This window comes from Rhodococcus sp. BH5, assembly GCF_027583855.1.
In the GTDB taxonomy this organism is placed as follows: Bacteria; Actinomycetota; Actinomycetes; order Mycobacteriales; family Mycobacteriaceae; genus Rhodococcus_F; species Rhodococcus_F qingshengii.
Window position 1 is genome coordinate 831,489 of record NZ_JAJHVW010000001.1, and the last position, 17,481, is coordinate 848,969.

Annotated in this window: 16 protein-coding genes and 2 tRNA genes; 5 read left to right on the top strand and 13 right to left on the bottom strand. The window is 62.2% G+C overall.

Going from position 1 to position 17,481, the window contains the following annotated elements:
* The first annotated feature begins 1 nt into the window (after position 1).
* Positions 2-928, top strand: coding sequence for a bifunctional NUDIX hydrolase/histidine phosphatase family protein (locus tag RhoBH5_RS03770; RefSeq protein WP_270007961.1), 927 nt, complete (start codon positions 2-4; stop codon positions 926-928).
* Positions 929-1,094: 166 nt separating this feature from the next.
* Here the strand turns inward: RhoBH5_RS03770 and RhoBH5_RS03775 are convergent, their stop codons facing one another.
* From RhoBH5_RS03775 to leuC, 3 genes are all read right to left on the bottom strand, one after another.
* Positions 1,095-1,796: an HU family DNA-binding protein gene (locus tag RhoBH5_RS03775; RefSeq protein ID WP_270007962.1), complete on the bottom strand. Its 702-nt coding sequence runs from the start codon at positions 1,794-1,796 to the stop codon at positions 1,095-1,097.
* A 157-nt stretch (positions 1,797-1,953) separates the two neighbouring features.
* Positions 1,954-2,562 carry a 3-isopropylmalate dehydratase small subunit gene (gene leuD, locus RhoBH5_RS03780; protein WP_003944724.1) on the bottom strand — a complete coding sequence of 203 codons (609 nt, stop codon included), beginning with the start codon at positions 2,560-2,562 and terminating at the stop codon, positions 1,954-1,956.
* Positions 2,563-2,590: 28 nt separating this feature from the next.
* Positions 2,591-4,012 (bottom strand): 3-isopropylmalate dehydratase large subunit, encoded by a 1,422-nt coding sequence (gene leuC, locus RhoBH5_RS03785; protein WP_003944727.1) that lies wholly within the window; start codon positions 4,010-4,012, stop codon positions 2,591-2,593.
* A 158-nt stretch (positions 4,013-4,170) separates the two neighbouring features.
* Here leuC and RhoBH5_RS03790 point away from each other — a divergent pair, with 158 nt between their 5' ends.
* From RhoBH5_RS03790 to RhoBH5_RS03800, 3 genes are all read left to right on the top strand, one after another.
* Positions 4,171-4,872, top strand: coding sequence for an IclR family transcriptional regulator (locus tag RhoBH5_RS03790; protein WP_007729342.1), 702 nt, complete (start codon positions 4,171-4,173; stop codon positions 4,870-4,872).
* Between the two features lie 55 nt (positions 4,873-4,927).
* Positions 4,928-5,431, top strand: coding sequence for a pyridoxamine 5'-phosphate oxidase family protein (locus tag RhoBH5_RS03795; RefSeq protein WP_070162237.1), 504 nt, complete (start codon positions 4,928-4,930; stop codon positions 5,429-5,431).
* Between the two features lie 83 nt (positions 5,432-5,514).
* Positions 5,515-5,712: a DUF5302 domain-containing protein gene (locus tag RhoBH5_RS03800; protein WP_007729345.1), complete on the top strand. Its 198-nt coding sequence runs from the start codon at positions 5,515-5,517 to the stop codon at positions 5,710-5,712.
* Between the two features lie 139 nt (positions 5,713-5,851).
* Here RhoBH5_RS03800 and RhoBH5_RS03805 read toward each other — a convergent pair.
* From RhoBH5_RS03805 to RhoBH5_RS03850, 10 genes are all read right to left on the bottom strand, one after another.
* Positions 5,852-5,924: transfer RNA gene (locus RhoBH5_RS03805), tRNA-Glu, on the bottom strand.
* A gap of 96 nt (positions 5,925-6,020) precedes the next feature.
* Positions 6,021-6,092 (bottom strand) — tRNA-Gln (locus tag RhoBH5_RS03810).
* 156 nt (positions 6,093-6,248) lie between these two features.
* Entirely contained in the window at positions 6,249-7,724 is a 1,476-nt protein-coding gene (gene gltX, locus RhoBH5_RS03815) for a glutamate--tRNA ligase (RefSeq protein WP_047271269.1), read from the bottom strand.
* A gap of 73 nt (positions 7,725-7,797) precedes the next feature.
* Positions 7,798-8,958: an alkane 1-monooxygenase gene (locus RhoBH5_RS03820; protein WP_030535413.1), complete on the bottom strand. Its 1,161-nt coding sequence runs from the start codon at positions 8,956-8,958 to the stop codon at positions 7,798-7,800.
* 390 nt (positions 8,959-9,348) lie between these two features.
* Positions 9,349-10,122 carry a fumarylacetoacetate hydrolase family protein gene (locus tag RhoBH5_RS03825; RefSeq protein ID WP_003944722.1) on the bottom strand — a complete coding sequence of 258 codons (774 nt, stop codon included), beginning with the start codon at positions 10,120-10,122 and terminating at the stop codon, positions 9,349-9,351.
* 84 nt (positions 10,123-10,206) lie between these two features.
* Positions 10,207-11,220 carry a 3-isopropylmalate dehydrogenase gene (locus tag RhoBH5_RS03830; protein ID WP_003944691.1) on the bottom strand — a complete coding sequence of 338 codons (1,014 nt, stop codon included), beginning with the start codon at positions 11,218-11,220 and terminating at the stop codon, positions 10,207-10,209.
* Positions 11,221-11,294: 74 nt separating this feature from the next.
* A complete protein-coding gene (gene serA / locus RhoBH5_RS03835) occupies positions 11,295-12,887 on the bottom strand; it encodes a phosphoglycerate dehydrogenase (protein WP_003944758.1) in 1,593 nt (530 codons plus the stop codon).
* Positions 12,888-13,137: 250 nt separating this feature from the next.
* Positions 13,138-14,139 carry a ketol-acid reductoisomerase gene (gene ilvC / locus RhoBH5_RS03840; protein WP_030535412.1) on the bottom strand — a complete coding sequence of 334 codons (1,002 nt, stop codon included), beginning with the start codon at positions 14,137-14,139 and terminating at the stop codon, positions 13,138-13,140.
* A 53-nt stretch (positions 14,140-14,192) separates the two neighbouring features.
* Positions 14,193-14,696 carry an acetolactate synthase small subunit gene (ilvN, locus tag RhoBH5_RS03845; protein WP_003944718.1) on the bottom strand — a complete coding sequence of 168 codons (504 nt, stop codon included), beginning with the start codon at positions 14,694-14,696 and terminating at the stop codon, positions 14,193-14,195.
* Positions 14,693-16,633 (bottom strand): acetolactate synthase large subunit, encoded by a 1,941-nt coding sequence (locus RhoBH5_RS03850; protein WP_030535411.1) that lies wholly within the window; start codon positions 16,631-16,633, stop codon positions 14,693-14,695. The genes ilvN and RhoBH5_RS03850 overlap by 4 nt, the downstream gene beginning before the upstream one ends.
* Before the next feature lie 266 nt (positions 16,634-16,899).
* Here RhoBH5_RS03850 and RhoBH5_RS03855 point away from each other — a divergent pair, with 266 nt between their 5' ends.
* Positions 16,900-17,421 (top strand): PH domain-containing protein, encoded by a 522-nt coding sequence (locus RhoBH5_RS03855; protein WP_039973093.1) that lies wholly within the window; start codon positions 16,900-16,902, stop codon positions 17,419-17,421.
* Positions 17,422-17,481: the final 60 nt, after the last annotated feature.

Below are 17,481 nucleotides of genomic sequence, written 5' to 3' on the forward strand. Positions count from 1 at the left end.
AATGAGCGACAAGCCGGTCAAAGCCAACATCTTTGCCGCAGGCGCGGTTCTGTGGCGGAGGGCTCCTCAGGATCCTTCCGCCATCGAGATCGCCGTCGTACATCGACCGAAGTACGACGACTGGTCATTCCCCAAAGGAAAGCTCGATCCCGGCGAGACCTTCTTGACCGCAGCAGTTCGCGAGGTCCGCGAAGAGACCTCGATCACCGGACGTTTCGGAAGGCACCTCGGTGGCGTGACGTACCCGATCCCGGGACATCGCAAACTCAAACGGGTCGAATACTGGTCGGCCGAAGCAGTGGACGGAGATTTCGGGCCGAATAGCGAAGTGGATGTTCTCTATTGGCTTCCGGTCACCGAGGTAGCCGATCATCTTTCCTACCCGATGGATCGAATGATTCTTCGCCGCTTCGTTTCCCTTCGGCCTGACACGAAAACGGTATTACTCGTCCGCCACGCAAAAGCTGGAAGCCGTAAGCGATACAAGGGCGACGACAATGTGCGTCCACTCGACGCCAAGGGCAAAGAGCAATCCGCCGCCTTGGTCGAACAGCTGAAAATCTTCGGAGCCGATTCGGTTTTCGCGGCTGACCGTACGCGCTGCATCGACACTGTGATGCCATTGGCGGAGGCATTGGGTGTAGAGATTTCGACGGAACCTCTTCTGACCGAAGAAGGTTACGAGGCCGATCCCGACGCCGCCAGGGCGCGTGCGCTGCAGATCGCCGCACTGGAGGGCACTCCCGTAATCTGCAGCCAAGGAGGCGTCATCCCCGATTTGATGCGCTGGTGGGCTGATACGGCCGGTGTAACACTGCCCTCGGCGCGCAACCGTAAGGCGAGCACTTGGGTGCTCTCGTTCCTCGACGGCCGTCTGGTAGCCGCGGATCACCTCGACAGCCCGCTCCCCAAAGTCGCCACCTCCTGAGGGATTTGGACCAACCAACACCCAGCTCGATTCGGTAGTTTTGCAAAGCACTGAAACACAGGAGAATTCACACTTCTCCCAGACAGCAAAAAGAGGTGCAGCCGCGGATCTGATCCGCGGCTGCACCTCTTTGTCTTACGGCATCGGGTTTTTCACCCGAACGCGACTACTTTGCGCGCTTGGCCGGAGCCTTCTTGGCCGGAGCCTTCTTGGCTGCGGTCTTGGTGGGGGCCTTCTTGGCCGGAGCCTTCTTGGCCGGAGCCTTGGCTGCGGTCTTGGCCGGAGCCTTCTTGGCGGGAGCCTTGGTGGCAACCGTCTTCTTGGCTGCGGTCTTGGCCGGAGCCTTCTTGGCGGGAGCCTTGGTGGCAACCGTCTTCTTGGCTGCGGTCTTGGCCGGAGCCTTCTTGGCGGGAGCCTTCTTGGCGGGAGCCTTCGCGGCAACCGTCTTCTTGGCTGTGGTCTTGGCCGGAGCCTTCTTGGCCGGAGCCTTCTTGGCTGCGGTCTTCTTGGCAGCAGCCTTCTTGGCTGCAGCCTTGGTGGCCGGTGCTGCTACGCCACGCTTGACTGCCGGGCCGGTGGCCGGAAGCTTCTGTCCACCAGCGATAACAGCCTTGAACTGCGCACCCGGACGGAAAGCCGGAACCGACGTCGGCTTGACCTTGACGGTCTCGCCCGTACGCGGGTTGCGTGCAACACGTGCTGCACGACGACGCTGCTCGAAGACTCCGAAGCCGGTGATGGTCACGCTCTCGCCACGGTGGACGGCGCGGACGATGGTGTCCACGACGTGCTCCACTGCGTCGGTCGCTGTGCGCCTGTCCGAACCCAGCTTTTCAGTCAGAACATCGATGAGCTCTGCCTTGTTCATTGAAATTCCTCCGCTAATTGTGGTCCACCGTCGGACCGACTGAGAACCACGGTAAACCTGATAACGGCAAGAGTCTATGTGCCACGCCAATTCTCATTCAACGTGACTGCGAAATGGTGACCTATTTCTCTTCCCGCGCGGAGTTGCGGATTTCGGTTCAGCCCTGTGAAATTCGGGCTGGAAGGGTAGTCGGTTTCCATGAAGGCCTTGACTTTTCGAACTCGGAAATCGCGTCTACCTGCCGCAATGTCAGTCCGATGTCGTCGAGACCCTCCAGCAGACGCCACCGTGTGTAGTCGTCAATATTGAACGGCACCACCGTAGTTCCGGCGCTGACGGTCCGATTCTCGAGATCTACTGTCAATTCCAGTCCGGGCTGCTCTTCGAGCAACTTCCAGAGCAATTCGACGTCGCTCTGCTCGACCTGTGCCGCTACGAGACCGGCTTTTCCGGCGTTTCCGCGGAAGATGTCGGCGAACCGGGAAGCGATGACGACCCGAAATCCGAAGTCGGAGAGAGCCCACACGGCATGCTCACGCGAAGAGCCCGTGCCGAAATCGGGACCGGCCACGAGGACACTTCCCTTGTCGTACGGAGCCAGATTGAGAATGAAGTTGGGGTCGGTACGCCAGCCTGCGAACAGCCCGTCCTCGAATCCGGTGCGCGTCACCCGTTTCAGGTACACGGCAGGGATGATCTGGTCGGTATCGACATTCGAGCGTCGCAGCGGGACGCCGATACCCTTGTGCGTGGTAAAGGATTCCATCGAAATTCTCCTCGAGATGGTAAGTGGGTCAGACCAGATCGGCCGGTGCCGAGAGCGTTCCGCGGACCGCCGTGGCAGCCGCGACGAGCGGGGAAACCAGATGGGTCCGGCCGCCTTTACCCTGTCGGCCTTCGAAATTCCGGTTGGACGTCGATGCCGAACGCTCGCCGGGAGCAAGCTGGTCAGGGTTCATTCCCAAGCACATCGAGCAACCGGCCTGGCGCCATTCAGCCCCTGCCGCTGTGAAGATTTCACCGAGACCTTCGCTTTCGGCTTGAGCCCGCACCCGCATCGAGCCGGGAACGATGAGCATCCGAACGCCCTCTGCGACATGGCGACCCTCGAGCACCTCCGCCACTGCGCGCAGGTCTTCGATGCGTCCGTTGGTGCACGAACCGACGAACACGGTGTCGACAGAAACATCCCGAAGCGGCATACCGGCGTCGAGACCCATGTAGGTGAGCGCCTTCTCGGCTGCCTGACGCTCGCTCTCGTCGACGATCAGTTCGGGATCAGGCACACGGTCGCCGAGCGGCGCACCCTGACCCGGATTGGTTCCCCACGTGACGAAAGGCGTCAATGCGCTTGCGTCTATGTGAACCTCGTTGTCGAATTCCGCGCCCTCGTCGGTCTTGAGCAACTCCCACGCGGCGACGGCTTCGTCCCACTCTGCGCCGGACGGTGCATGCGGACGGCCCTTGATGAACTCGTAAGTGGTCTCGTCCGGTGCGATCATGCCCGCGCGGGCTCCGGCCTCGATCGACATGTTGCAGATGGTCATACGAGCTTCCATCGACAGTTTGCGAATGGCCTCGCCGCGGTACTCCAGTACGTAGCCCTGGCCGCCGCCGGTGCCGATCTTGGCGATGACTGCGAGGATCAAGTCCTTGCTCGTGACGCCGGGAGGCAGCTCGCCGTCGACCGTGATCGCCATGGTCTTGAAGGGGCGCAACGACAATGTCTGCGTTGCCATCACATGCTCGACCTCGCTGGTGCCGATTCCCATTGCGAGCGCACCGAATGCGCCGTGCGTCGACGTATGACTGTCGCCGCACACCACGGTGGTTCCGGGCTGCGTCAGGCCGAGCTGCGGTCCGACCACATGCACGATGCCTTGGTCGAGATCGCCCATGCGGTGCAAGCGAACTCCGAACTCCTCGCAATTTCGGCGCAAGGTGTCGACCTGAGTCTTGGACACAGGATCTGCGATCGGCTTGTCGATGTCGATCGTCGGAACGTTGTGGTCCTCGGTGGCAATCGTCAGGTCGGGACGGCGCAACTGGCGTCCCGCCAGGCGAAGTCCGTCGAATGCCTGGGGGCTCGTCACTTCGTGAACGAGGTGGAGATCGATGTAGATGAGGTCGGGATCCTGCCCCTCCCCTTTCACGACAACGTGGTCGTCCCACACCTTCTCGGCGAGAGTGCGTGCTTTCTGTGCCATGTCTTCCACCTCTGTACGTAGCCTCGCGTCGGCGGACTACGGGCTGGCCCGCCGCGCGTGAAGTAGGTCCCCAGCCTTCACAGCAGATGCAGACTGTCCCGAGGAAATGCGCTATCCCTCCAGGAAATGCGGTAGCATCCCACTATGCGAGAATCTGGTATCGACCTATGAGACAGCATAGCGGCATCGGCGTCCTGGACAAAGCAATGGGCGTGCTTCATGCAGTAGCTGAGGAACCGTGCAGCCTCACCGAACTCTGTGCACGAACCGGTTTGCCGCGCGCGACCGCCCATAGACTCGCCGTCGGTCTCGAAGTCCATCGACTCCTCACTCGCGACTCGGACGGTCAGTGGTGCCCAGGGCCCGGACTCGCCGAACTCGCTGCCACCGCTAATGATCCACTCATTGCTGCGGCCGGACTCATCCTCCCCCGCCTTCGCGAAATCACCGGCGAAAGCGTCCAGCTGTACCGTCGCGAAGGCACACAACGCATCTGCGTCGCGTCGATGGAACCACCGACGGGCCTGCGTGACACGGTGCTCGTCGGAGCCCGACTGCCGATGAACGCCGGATCCGGCGCCAAGGTCCTTCTCGCATGGGCAGATCCACAAACCCAACGGACCGTCCTCGCCGATGCGTCCTTCGGCGAACGAGTGCTCCTCGAGGTTCGCCGGCGCGGCTGGGCACAGAGCGCGGCCGAACGTGAGCCCGGTGTCGCCAGCGTCGCGGCTCCCGTCCGCGACTCGGCAGGCGCTGTCATTGCCGCGATTTCGGTCTCCGGCCCCATCGATCGGATGGGTAGACGACCGGGAGCCCGCTGGGCGGCGGACCTTCTCGCAGCTGCCGAAGCGCTCCACAAGCGTCTGTAATTCGTGACACAGTAAGGCCTTCAGATCCTCGAGCACGTAGGAGTACGACGCGACCATGGCAGGAAAGCAGCGTAGTCAGATCACGATGACCGAGGCCGAAATCTCGAGCTTCGTCGAAAAGAGCCGTACGGCAACGATGGCGACGTTGAGCGCCGACGGAATGCCTCACCTGATCGCGATGTGGTTCGCGATAGTCGAGGGCGAAATCTGGTTCGAGACCAAAGCCAAGTCTCAGAAGGCCGTCAATCTTCGCCGGGACGCCCGAATGTCCGTCCTGATCGAAGACGGTCAGACGTACGACACGCTCCGAGGAGTCTCGATGGAGGGTACCGGGGTCATCGTCGAAGATCCGGAAGCCCTCTTCGCTGTGGGAATCAGCGTCTGGGAGCGATACACGGGCCCGTACACCGACGATCTCCGCCCGGCCGTCGACGCGATGCTCCACAAGCGCGTCGCGGTACGGTTCGTTCCCGATCGAACTCGTTCGTGGGATCACCGCAAGCTCGGGATGCCTGCGATGCCTCTTTCCGGCTCTACCGCACCGCCGCCGCAGCCCTGAGATTCGTGAGCGGAAAAATCACGAGCAATCGAATTCGGGCCGGCGTAGTTTCACCAACAGGCCCAACAACAAGGAGTGAGCATATGAGCGATCTCGACAGCAACACCCCGTCCGAACCCGAATCCCAATCGGAGGAAACCAAACGAAAGTTCCGTGAGGCCCTCGAACGGAAGAATCATCAGAACGCCAAATCGACCGACCATCGCGACGGACAGTCCAAGGTCCACAACACGCATGGCCCCGCCGATCACAAGCGAGAGTTCCGCCGTAAGAGCGGATAACCGATCGCGGACAACAGAGTGAGATGACGATCACCCCCAGTCGAATTCGACTGGGGGTGATCGTTTTTCGCATCGCCGGAAACATTTCCCGCACACACGAAAAGACCCCCCGATCAATGATCGGAGGGTCTTTCCTTTGTAGCCCCGACGGGATTCGAACCCGCGCTACCGCCTTGAGAGGGCGGCGTCCTAGGCCGCTAGACGACGGGGCCAGGACACGCTTTTAAACGTGGTATTTCAGTCTTGCTCTTGGATGCTCAGCAAGCTTAGCTTGTCTGAGTCCGGCCACAAAATCGACCGGATTTCCGCTGGGGTACCAGGACTCGAACCTAGAATGGCGGTACCAGAAACCGCTGTGTTGCCAATTACACCATACCCCAAGGTCTTGCTCACCAGCCTTGCTCGATCCGCTTCGCTGTTGTGCTCGGCGGCTCGTCTCCGGCCGAAAAGAAGATTACCAGTACCCCTGCCCCAAATACCAAATCGTATGGTCACAGGAGGTTTTTGCTTCATTTTCGGCCGGAAGACCGTCCGATCTAGGCGGTTACCGCTGCCCTACCGGCGCGCAACCGAGCGAGCGAGACCTCACGACCGAGCAATTCCATCGACTCGTACAGCGGAGGGCTGATGTGAGAGCCCGTGATCGCGACCCGAACCGGAGCGAAGGCCTTACGCGGTTTGAGCTCCAGATCCTCGATGAGGGCCTTCTTGAGTGCTTCCTCGATACTGGCCGCCGACCACTCTGAGATGGCATCGAGCGCCGCAAGAGACGCGTCCAGAACCGGACCGGCATCTTCCTTCAAGTTCTTTGCCGTCGCGGCCGGATCGAGAGCAAACGACGCCTCGTCGACGAACAGGAATTTCAGCAGATCCCACGCGTCGGACAGGACGACGATGCGCGTCTGCACGAGGTCCGCCGCAACAGTGAACGTCGCTTCGTCGACGTCGGCGCCGATGTGTCCGTGCTCCACCAGGAACGACTTCAGACGACCGGCGAAGTCGGCCGGCTCGAGCAGACGAATGTGCTCGGCATTGATCGCGTCGGCCTTCTTCTGGTCGAAGCGGGCAGGATTGGAGTTGACCTTGGAGACGTCGAAGGCCGCAACCATCTCGTCGAGCGAGAAGACATCGTGATCGTCGGCGATGCTCCACCCGAGCAGAGCCAGGTAGTTCAGCAATCCCTCGGGAATGAAGCCCCGATCGCGGTGGATGAAGAGGTTGGACTCGGGATCGCGCTTGGAAAGCTTCTTGTTGCCCTGACCCATCACGAAAGGCAAGTGCCCGAACGACGGTGTGAAATCGGCGACACCGATACGAATCAATGCCTCGTACAACGCGAGCTGACGCGGAGTCGAGGACAGCAGATCTTCGCCGCGCAGTACATGGGTGATCTTCATCAACGCGTCGTCGACCGGGTTGACCAAGGTGTACAGCGGAATGCCGTTGCCGCGAGTCAGCGCGAAGTCCGGAACGGTGCCTGCCTTGAACGTGGTCTCGCCCCGCACCAGGTCGTTCCAGGTCAGATCATGATCGGGCATCCGGAGGCGGACGACGGGCTTGCGCCCCTCGGCGATGTAGGCAGCGCGCTGCTCGTCGCTGAGCTCGCGATCGAAGTTGTCGTATCCGAGCTTCGGATCGCGTCCTGCCGCCTTGTGTCGCGCTTCGACCTCCTCGTTGGTCGAGTAGGACTCGTAGGCCTCGCCCGCGGCCAGCAACTTGGCAACAACGTCGAGATGCAGGTCGCGACGCTCGGACTGGCGATACGGTGCGTGCGGCCCACCGACCTCCGGGCCTTCGTCCCAATTGAGCCCCAACCAGCGGAGGGCGTCGAGGATGGCCTGGTAGGACTCTTCACTGTCGCGCTGCGCATCGGTGTCTTCGATACGGAACACGAATGTGCCGCCGTGGTGTCGTGCGAATGCCCAGTTGAACAAGGCGGTGCGCACCAAACCCACGTGCGGGGTTCCGGTGGGTGACGGACAGAAACGGACGCGTACTTCGCTGTTGGTCATGGCTCACTTGGCTCGGCGATGATGGATGGTCGTACTACAGGTTAGTCCGGCAGCCCTTCCTCCATCCGGCCGATCACTTACCCGGCAGGACGTTGATGCGTGTCATGTCGCCGTCGTAGTAGGCCAGCAGTCGCTTGTCCATGACCTTTCGCCACAGCGGCGGCACCCACGCGCAGACGATCATGACTGCGTAACCCGCTGGAAGTTGCGGCGCTTCGGCCGCACTTCGCAGGCTCTGGTACCGCAGACGCGGATTCGCGTGATGGTCGCTGTGACGCTGAAGTTGATAGAGGAACAGATTGCTGACGACGTGGTCGCTGTTCCAGCTGTCCTCGGGCGAGCACCGGACGTACGAGCCGTCAGGCCGCTTCGCACGTAGCAAGCCGTAGTGCTCGAGATAGTTGGCGGTCTCGAGGAACGTGAAGCCTGCAATTGCCTGAACGGCGAGCCACGGCGCAATTTCCCAGCCGAACGCGGCGATCAGACTGCCGAACAGAACCACACTCATCGCCCACGCGTTCAGGATGTTGTTGCGGTAACTCCACGTCCGTCTCCCCTGACGCCTCAGACGAGCGCTTTCGATCCGCCATCCCGAGCGCAGGCCGCCGATGACGCTGCGAGGCAAGAAGAACCAGAAGTTTTCCTTGTACCGCGAGCTGGCCGGATCCTCCGGCGTCGCGACGCGGACGTGATGACCATGGTTGTGTTCGACGTAGAAATGGCCGTAGAAGGACTGCGCGAGCGCTACTTTCGCGAGCCACTTCTCGAGCTTCTCACTCTTGTGCCCCAATTCATGCGCCGCGTTGATCCCCACACCGGCAACCACGCCGGCAGTCATCGCGAGCGCGAACTTCTCCCCCGCCGCCATCGGCGCGTTCACCCAACACCACGCGACGAACACCAGCCCGACGTATTGGAGGGGCAGGAACAAGTACGTGCACCAGCGGTAGAAACGATCCTCTTGCAATTCAGGGATCGCTTCGTCCGGTGGGCTGTTACCGTCCTCGCCCGCCAGGAGATCGATCAGGGGAATGACGATGACGATCAGCCACGCCCCGATGGCCCAGAAGAGCCCGAGACTGAATTTGTCGACCAGGAACCACGCAGCGAACGGGCTGAGAGGAACCAGCAAACCCAGTGGCCACAGGTAGCGCTTCTTGTCTCGCCACACCGGCCGCTGCCCGTTCCGCGCTTGCCCTGCCGCTGTCCGGGAGGCTTCCGCGAAGGTCGTCATGTATCACCACGTTTCTGCGCAATCCACTCGATTGCCCCATCGGCTTCTATCCAGTTATCGGTCACCCTACTGCTCAGCGTTACATTTCAGGGAATTTGGTCTGTTACGGGCCGCGACAGCAAACCGTATGGCGAACTCTCCCAACCTGGCCAAATCCGACATAACGCCAGGAGGATCAGAGGCGAAGCTTCGCCTGGGTCATGAAACCCGCAGGTCAGTCCCGGAGCCTGATTTCTTCGAGTCGGTTGGCAATCCCGATCAATCCACTGGCGATAGTTACCATCTTGCAACTTTTCTGCGACAGACACCTCTCGACCTCACACCACGACAGAGGCCCCATCCGGTTGGATGGGGCCTCCGTAGTCGCGTGACTGAACGAACCGGGTCAGATCAGCTCTTGGCGGTCACCGGGTTCGTGAGCGTGCCGATCCCCGAGACCGTGACCGACACGGAATCGCCGTCGACGATCGGGCCTACTCCGGCGGGGGTGCCGGTGAGGATGACGTCGCCAGGCAAGAGAGTCATCACCGCCGAGATCCACTCGATGATCTTCGGAATGTCGTGGAGGAGAAAAGCCGTGCTGCTGTCCTGCTTGACCTGGCCGTTCACCTCGGTCTTGATATCGACGTCGGACGCATCCAGACTGGTTTCGATCCAGGGGCCGAGTGGGCAGAAAGTGTCGTGGCCCTTCGCGCGCGTCCACTGCCCGTCGTGACGCTGATGATCTCGCGCCGACACGTCGTTGGCGATCGTGTAACCGAGGACCACGCTCAACGCCTTCGCCGCCGGAACGTCCTTGCACGGTTGACCGATGACGACCGCGAGTTCACCCTCGAAGTGCACCTCGTTCGAGGTGGGAGGCAAGACGATCGGGGCACCCGGGCCAACTATGGACGTGTTTGGCTTGAGGAAGATCACGGGGTCCGCGGGAGCCTCTCCGCCCATCTCCGCGATGTGATCTGCATAATTCTTGCCGATGCAGATCACCTTGCTGGCGAGAATCGGAGCCAGCAGACGAACATCGGCGAGCGGCCAACTTCGGCCGGTAAATGTGGGGTTCCCGAACGGGTGCTCCGCAATTTCCTTGGCGACGAGGGCATCCTCTTCACCTTCGATACTGACGAACGCAACACCATCGGGACTGGCAATTCGACCAAGACGCATGCCGGCCAGTCTATCGGGGTGCCGGAAACGACTGACGCGCGCAAGCCGAAAGGCTCACGCGCGTCAGTCTCGTGAAAGAATTCCTTACAGCGCTGCAGTGATCCGGTCGCCGATCTCCGTTGTGGAGATGGGACCTTCGCCGCGGGTAGCCAGGTCGGCAGCGACCACAGCCTCGACCCGAGCGGCGTCGTCCTCGCGTCCGAGATGGCGAAGAAGCAGTGCGGCCGAGAGGATCGCGGCGGTGGGATCAGCGATTCCCTTGCCGGCGATGTCCGGAGCACTGCCGTGAACGGGCTCGAACATCGACGGGTTGGTACCCGAGGCATCGATGTTTCCGCTTGCGGCCAAACCGATGCCACCGGTTACGGCGCCGGCGAGGTCGGTGATGATGTCACCGAAGAGGTTGTCCGTGACGATCACGTCGAAGCGCGACGGGTCGGTGACCATGTAGATCGTGGCCGCATCGATGTGGCAGTACGCGGTTTCGACGTCCGGGAACTCGGCACCGACGGTCTCGATTGCACGCGTCCAGATTGCGCCCGCGTTGGAGAGCACGTTGGTCTTGTGAATCAAGGTGAGGTGCTTGGACCGGGTCTGCGCCAAGGCAAATGCGTAACGCACCACGCGCTCGGCCCCGAACCAGGTGTTGATCGACACCTCGGTTGCGATCTCGTGATCGGTGCCGACGCGGATCGCTCCACCGTTTCCGGTGTACGGACCCTCGGTGCCTTCACGAACCACGACGAAGTCGATCTCCGGCTGGGCCGCCAACGGCGACAGCGCACCCGGATACAGCTGTGCGGGGCGAAGATTCACGTGATGATCGAGCTGGAAGCGCATGTTCAGCAGCAGACCACGCTCGAGGATGCCGGGTGCGACGATCCGCGGATCACCGATGGCGCCCAACAGGATTGCGTCGTGCTGACGAATCTGGTCCAGCTCGTCCGCCGGGAGCAACTCGCCGGTGGCGTTGTAGCGACGGGCACCGAGATCGTATTCGGTGGTTTCCAGATCCGGAACCAACTTGCCGAGCACCTTGAGCGCCTCGGCAGTGACCTCGACGCCGATTCCGTCACCCGGAATGACCGCAAGCTTCATGGAGTCCTCATCTCAGTAGAACTGTGCGCCTTTATCAACCGCGGGCGGTTGATAAAGGCGCACAGCAAAAACAATCAGGAAAGGTCGACCTGGGCGACGCGAGCGTCGAGCTGCGAGACGATTGCCTCGACCTCGGCGTCACCGACGACGCGATCGACGCGCAAGATGACAGTTGCGCCTTCGCCTTCGGCATCCTGGCTCAGTGCTGCTGCGAGGATGTCGACGCCCGCGTTTCCGAGGACGGTGCCGAGGACACCGAGAACGCCCGGGCGATCGCTGTAGTGAACGACGATGTTGTGGCCCTCGGCGCGCAGGTCGAAGCTGCGTCCGTTGATGTTGACGATCTTCTCGACCTGCTGCAGACCGGTGAGTGCGCCCGTGACCGACGTGACCGTGCCGTCGGCGGCAACTGCACGCACCTCGACCGCGCTGCGGTGAGCAAGAGCCTCGGAGTGCTTCTCGACCGACACGGTCACGCCGCGCTGCTCGGCCAGTGCCGGAGCGTTGACGAACGTGACGGCCTCATCGCTGCTGGCGGAGAACACGCCGCGTAGTGCAGCCAGGCCGAGGATGTCGACGGTTTCGGCAGACAGCTCGCCGGTGGCGACAACCTGCACGGTCTGCACAGCTTCGGGCGACAACGTCGCAGCGAGGAGACCGAGCTTGCGGACGAGCTCGAGCCACGGAGCAACTTCTTCGCCCACGGGGCCGCCGGAGACGTTGACAGCCTCGGGAACGAATTCGCCTGCCAGAGCGAGGAGAACACTCTTGGCCACGTCGATGCCTGCGCGGTCCTGAGCCTCGGACGTCGATGCTCCGAGGTGCGGGGTGACAACGACGTTGTCGAGCTCGAAAAGCTTGGAATCGGTGCACGGCTCGGTGCTGAACACGTCGAGACCGGCGCCTCGGACCTTGCCGGAGACGAGTGCGTCGTAGAGCGCATCTTCGTCGATCAGACCACCGCGAGCGGCGTTGACGATGATGACGCCGTCCTTGGCCTTGGCGAGGCGCTCGGCGTTGATCAGGCCGGCCGTTTCCTTGGTCTTGGGCAGGTGCACGGAGATGAAGTCGGCGCGCTCGACGAGCTCGTCGATGGTGACCAGTTCGATGCCGAGCTGCGCTGCGCGCGCTGCGGGCAGGTAGGGGTCGTACGCGATGATCGTGGTCTCGAACGCAGCGAGACGCTGCGCGAAGAGCTGGCCGATGCGGCCGAGTCCGACGACACCGACGGTCTTGCCGAGGATCTCGACACCGTTGAACTTGCTTCGCTTCCAGGTGTTCTCACGCAGGGTCTTGTCTGCTGCGGGAATCTGGCGAGCGGTCGACATGAGGAGCGCGACAGCGTGCTCGGCAGCGGAGTGAATGTTGGAGGTCGGTGCGTTGACGACCATCACGCCGCGCTCGGTGGCCGCGGGGATCTCGACGTTGTCCAGGCCGACACCGGCGCGGCCGATGATCTTCAGCTTGGTGCCGGCAGCCAGAACCTCGGCGTCGACGGTAGTGGCGGAACGGACGAGAATCGCGTCGGCCTCGGGTACCGCGGCGAGCAGCGCCGGGCGGTCGGGTCCGTCGACCCAACGCACCTCCACACCGTCACCGAGCGCCTCGACTGTGGACGGCGCGAGCTTGTCGGCGATCAGAACAACGGGACGGCCAGGCTGGCTCACGTGCAAACTCCCTGATTAGGTGGGTGTGAAGGTGGTTTAACCACCGATAGTTTAGTGCGCGCTCACTTGGAATCCACAACGCGGTAGGCAATACCACATAGTGGACACTTTCGCGGGCAAATTCTCGACGGAATATGAATCCGGACTCAGACGACCCGGAAAACGACTCCGGCCCAATGCCGCGCTGGTTCAACGTAATTGAACCGGCGCGGCATCAGGCCAGTGGAGACGTGGAGCGTGAAACTGCGAATTACGCGGTTTCGGTGATCGGACGATCGACCCAGCTCATCAGGTCGCGCAGCTTCTTGCCGGTGACCTCGATGGGGTGCTCGGCGTTGGCCTTGCGCAGGCCCTCGAGCTCGGTGTTGCCGTTCTCGACGTTGGCAACCAGACGACGGGTGAACTCGCCGGACTGGATGTCGGCCAGGATCGCCTTCATGCGCTCCTTGGTGTCGGCGTCGATGACGCGCGGGCCGGAGAGGTATCCACCGAACTCAGCGGTGTCGGACACCGAGTAGTTCATGCGGGCGATGCCACCCTCGTACATGAGGTCGACGATGAGCTTGAGCTCGTGCAGAACCTCGAAGTACGCCATCTCGGGTGCGTAGCCGGCCTCGACCATGACCTCGAAACCGGTCTTGACCAGTTCCTCGGTGCCGCCGCAGAGCACGGCCTGCTCGCCGAAGAGGTCCGTCTCGGTCTCTTCCTTGAACGTGGTCTTGATGACGCCTGCGCGGGTTCCGCCGATGCCCTTGGCGTAGGACAGAGCGAGAGCCTGTCCTTCACCCTTGGGATCCTGGTCGATGGCGATGAGCGCGGGAACGCCCTTGCCGTCGACGAACTGACGACGCACCAGGTGGCCGGGGCCCTTGGGGGCGACCATGCCGACGGTGACGAACTCCGGAGCCTTGATCAGGTCGAAGTGAATGTTCAGGCCGTGACCGAAGAACAGCGCGTCGCCGTCCTTGAGGTTCGGCTCGATGTCATTGGTGAAAATGCTCGCCTGCGCGGTGTCAGGTGCGAGCACCATGATGACGTCGGCCCACTCGGAAACCTCGGCCGGCGTACCGACCGTCAGCCCCTGCTCTTCAGCCTTCTCACGCGACTTCGAGCCTTCCTTGAGGCCGATGCGCACATCGACGCCCGAGTCACGCAGGCTCAGCGAATGGGCGTGGCCCTGGCTTCCGTAGCCGATCACAGCAACCTTGCGGCCCTGAATGATCGACAGATCGGCATCGTCGTCGTAGAACATCTCGACTGCCACAGTTCTCAACCTCTCCTTGGATTTTTACGTGTCTAAAAGTACTAACGGGTGGCCGTGATCGACTTCGGCCCTCGACCGACTGCCACGACCCCGGACTGAACGATCTCCCGGATACCGTACGGATCAAGCATCCGCAGCAGTGCATCCAGCTTGGACCGAGTACCGGTCGCCTCGATGGTGACGGACTCCGGAGAGACGTCGATCACCTTGGCGCGGAACAGGTTCACCGTTTCGATGACCTGCGTGCGCACGCTTGCATCAGCGCGCACCTTGATGAGCACGAGCTCGCGAGCGACGGATGCTTCACCGTCCTGCTCGACGATCTTGATGACGTTGATCAGCTTGTTGAGCTGCTTCGTCACCTGCTCGAGAGGGAACTCGTCGACCGTGACGACGATGGTCATACGTGAGATCTCGGGGATCTCGGTTCCGCCCACCGCAAGGGATTCGATGTTGAATCCGCGGCGGGAGAAAAGTGCGGAGACGCGAGCCAGCACGCCTGGCTTGTCCTCGACGAGAACACTGAGGGTGTGACTGGTGCTCACTTCTGATCCTCCCCTGTGCCCGCGGCGGGTCCGGCTTGCTCGCGTGACATGGCTTCGTGGATGACGGCGGGCTCGGCAACTGCCTCGTCGTCGTCGAACAGCGGCCGGATGCCCCGGGCCGCCATGATTTCGTCGTTGCTCGTTCCGGCAGCGACCATCGGCCACACCTGTGCGTCGGCGGTGACGATGAAGTCGATCACGACAGGCTTGTCGTTGATGGACTGCGCCTCACGGATCGCAGCTTCGACATCTTCTTCACGCTCGACACGAATTCCGTGGCAGCCCAATGCTTCTGCGAGCTTCACGAAGTCCGGGATGCGGATGGCGCCGTGCGTTCCGAGGTTAGTGTTGGAGTAGCGCTCTTCATAGAAGAGTGTCTGCCACTGGCGCACCATGCCGAGGTTGCCGTTGTTGATGAGGGCAACCTTGATCGGAATACCTTCGAGTGCGCAGGTTGCGAGTTCCTGATTGGTCATCTGGAAGCAGCCGTCGCCGTCGATCGCCCACACCTCGGTGTCGGGCATACCCATCTTGGCGCCCATGGCTGCGGGAACCGCGTACCCCATGGTGCCGAGCCCGCCCGAGTTGAGCCACGTGCGCGGCTTCTCGTAGCCGACGAACTGCGCGGCCCACATCTGGTGCTGACCGACGCCGGCGCAGTAGATGGCATCCGGTCCGGCGAGCTTGCCGACGGTCTGGATCACGTACTCCGGGCTCAGCTGACCGTCGGTGGGACGGTCGTAGCTCAGCGGGTACGTACGACGGATGTCGTTCAGGTACGCCCACCACTCGGTGAGGTCGAACGTGGTGCCCGTGGCCATGTCGGCACGGATCGCCTCGATGAGTTCGGTGATGACCTCTTTGCAGTCGCCCACGATCGGGACGTCCGCGTAGCGGTTCTTGCCGATCTCGGCCGGGTCGATGTCGGCATGGATGACCTTGGCGTCGGGCGCGAAGGAATTCAGCTGACCGGTCACGCGGTCGTCGAAACGCGCACCGAGGGTGATCAGTAGATCGCTACGCTGCAGAGCGGCGACTGCGGCAACGGTGCCGTGCATTCCCGGCATACCGCAGTTGAGGTCGTGACTGTCCGGGAACGCGCCGCGGGCCATCAGCGTGGTGACGACGGGGATACCGGTCAGCTCGGCCAATTCGAGCAGCTCCGGCGAGGAGTCGGACTTGATGACGCCGCCACCGACGTACAGAACCGGCGACTTGGCGTCGGCGATCAGACGTGCAGCTTCACGAACCTGCTTGCCGTGCGGCTTGGTCACCGGGCGGTAGCCCGGCAGACGCATCTCCGGCGGCCACGAGAACGTGGTCTGCGACTGCAGGATGTCCTTGGGGATATCGACCAGGACGGCGCCGGGGCGACCGCTGGCCGCGAGGTAGAAGGCCTCGGCCATGATGCGCGGGATGTCGATCGCGTCGGTGATCAGGAAGTTGTGCTTGGTGACCGGCATCGTGATGCCTGAGATGTCGGCTTCCTGGAAGCCGTCGGTACCGATCAGCGAGCGCGCCACCTGTCCGGTGATCGCCACGATCGGAACGGAGTCCATCTGCGCGTCGGCCAGCGGCGTGACCAGGTTGGTCGCACCGGGACCCGAGGTAGCCATGCAGACGCCGACCTTGCCGGTCGCCTGGGCGTAACCGGTGGCAGCGTGGCCTGCACCCTGCTCGTGGCGCACGAGCACGTGGCGAACCTTGACCGAATCGAAGAGTGGGTCGTAAACCGGGAGCACGGCACCGCCGGGAATGCCGAATACCGTGTCGACCTCGAGCTCTTCGAGGGCTCGAACCACAGACTGCGCGCCGGTTACCCGCTCAGGCGGGAGCTGGCGACGGTTGGCCGTCTGGGTTGCGGCAGCCGCGGTTGTCGGGCTCGGTGTCCCTGACTTGCGCGGCGTGGGTTGAGGCCGTGCTGTTGGTGCGCTCACTGGGAAATCCTCTGATTCTGGCTCCGGGCAACAAAAAACCCCCGTCAGCATCTGCTGAGCGAGGGTGGCGCGTCGTTATCTGGTGAGTTGAAAAATCGACTCAGGCGACGACGCGCCGGCCGATTACGAGCAACTCATTCTGTTTCACGCACTCGACAGTAGAGGCGCTAGTCGCGAACGGCAAACTTGGTGAGTCGACCGTCCCAGAATCTGAGATACATCGGCTGCAATGCGAAGATGTAGAGGTGTCAACTTCGCAGCAGCCCGTGCCACCGGCTCAATCATCCCACACGCCGAAACCACTTCGGCACGTCATCCGCATTTCGCAGCTCGCTTACATGGCGTGCGCGTTCCTTCTGTTCGCGGTCAGCTTCCCGATCTTCGGGTGGCCCGTCGCCTTCAGCTGGTTGCTGATCCTTCCGATCATCGCCGTCTATCTCGTCGCGCGACTGCGCACCACCGTCAGCCCTGACGGCCTCGAGGTCCGCTCGACGTTCTCCAAGCGCACCCTCGCCTGGGACGACGTCAAGGGTTTCCGCTTCCCGAAGCGGAGTTGGGCGCGCGCGGAACTCACCGACGGAACCGAGGTGACCCTGCCTGCGGTCAGCTTCGTCAGGCTTCCCGAGATCGCGATCGCCAGCGGTGGCCGCATTACCGATCCCTACGCATCCGCCGCAGAAGCCTTCGCCGCCAAGGAAGCCGAAGAGGAAGAAGCAGCTGCAGAAGCAGAAGCAGAATCCGAGCTCGTCGAGAACACACAGGACCAGCCCGAAGAGAAGCGCCCGTAGCACGCGAGTAGCGTTGAAAGGCCCTCGCTTCTATTTGAGTGGACCAGCAACGATCACATA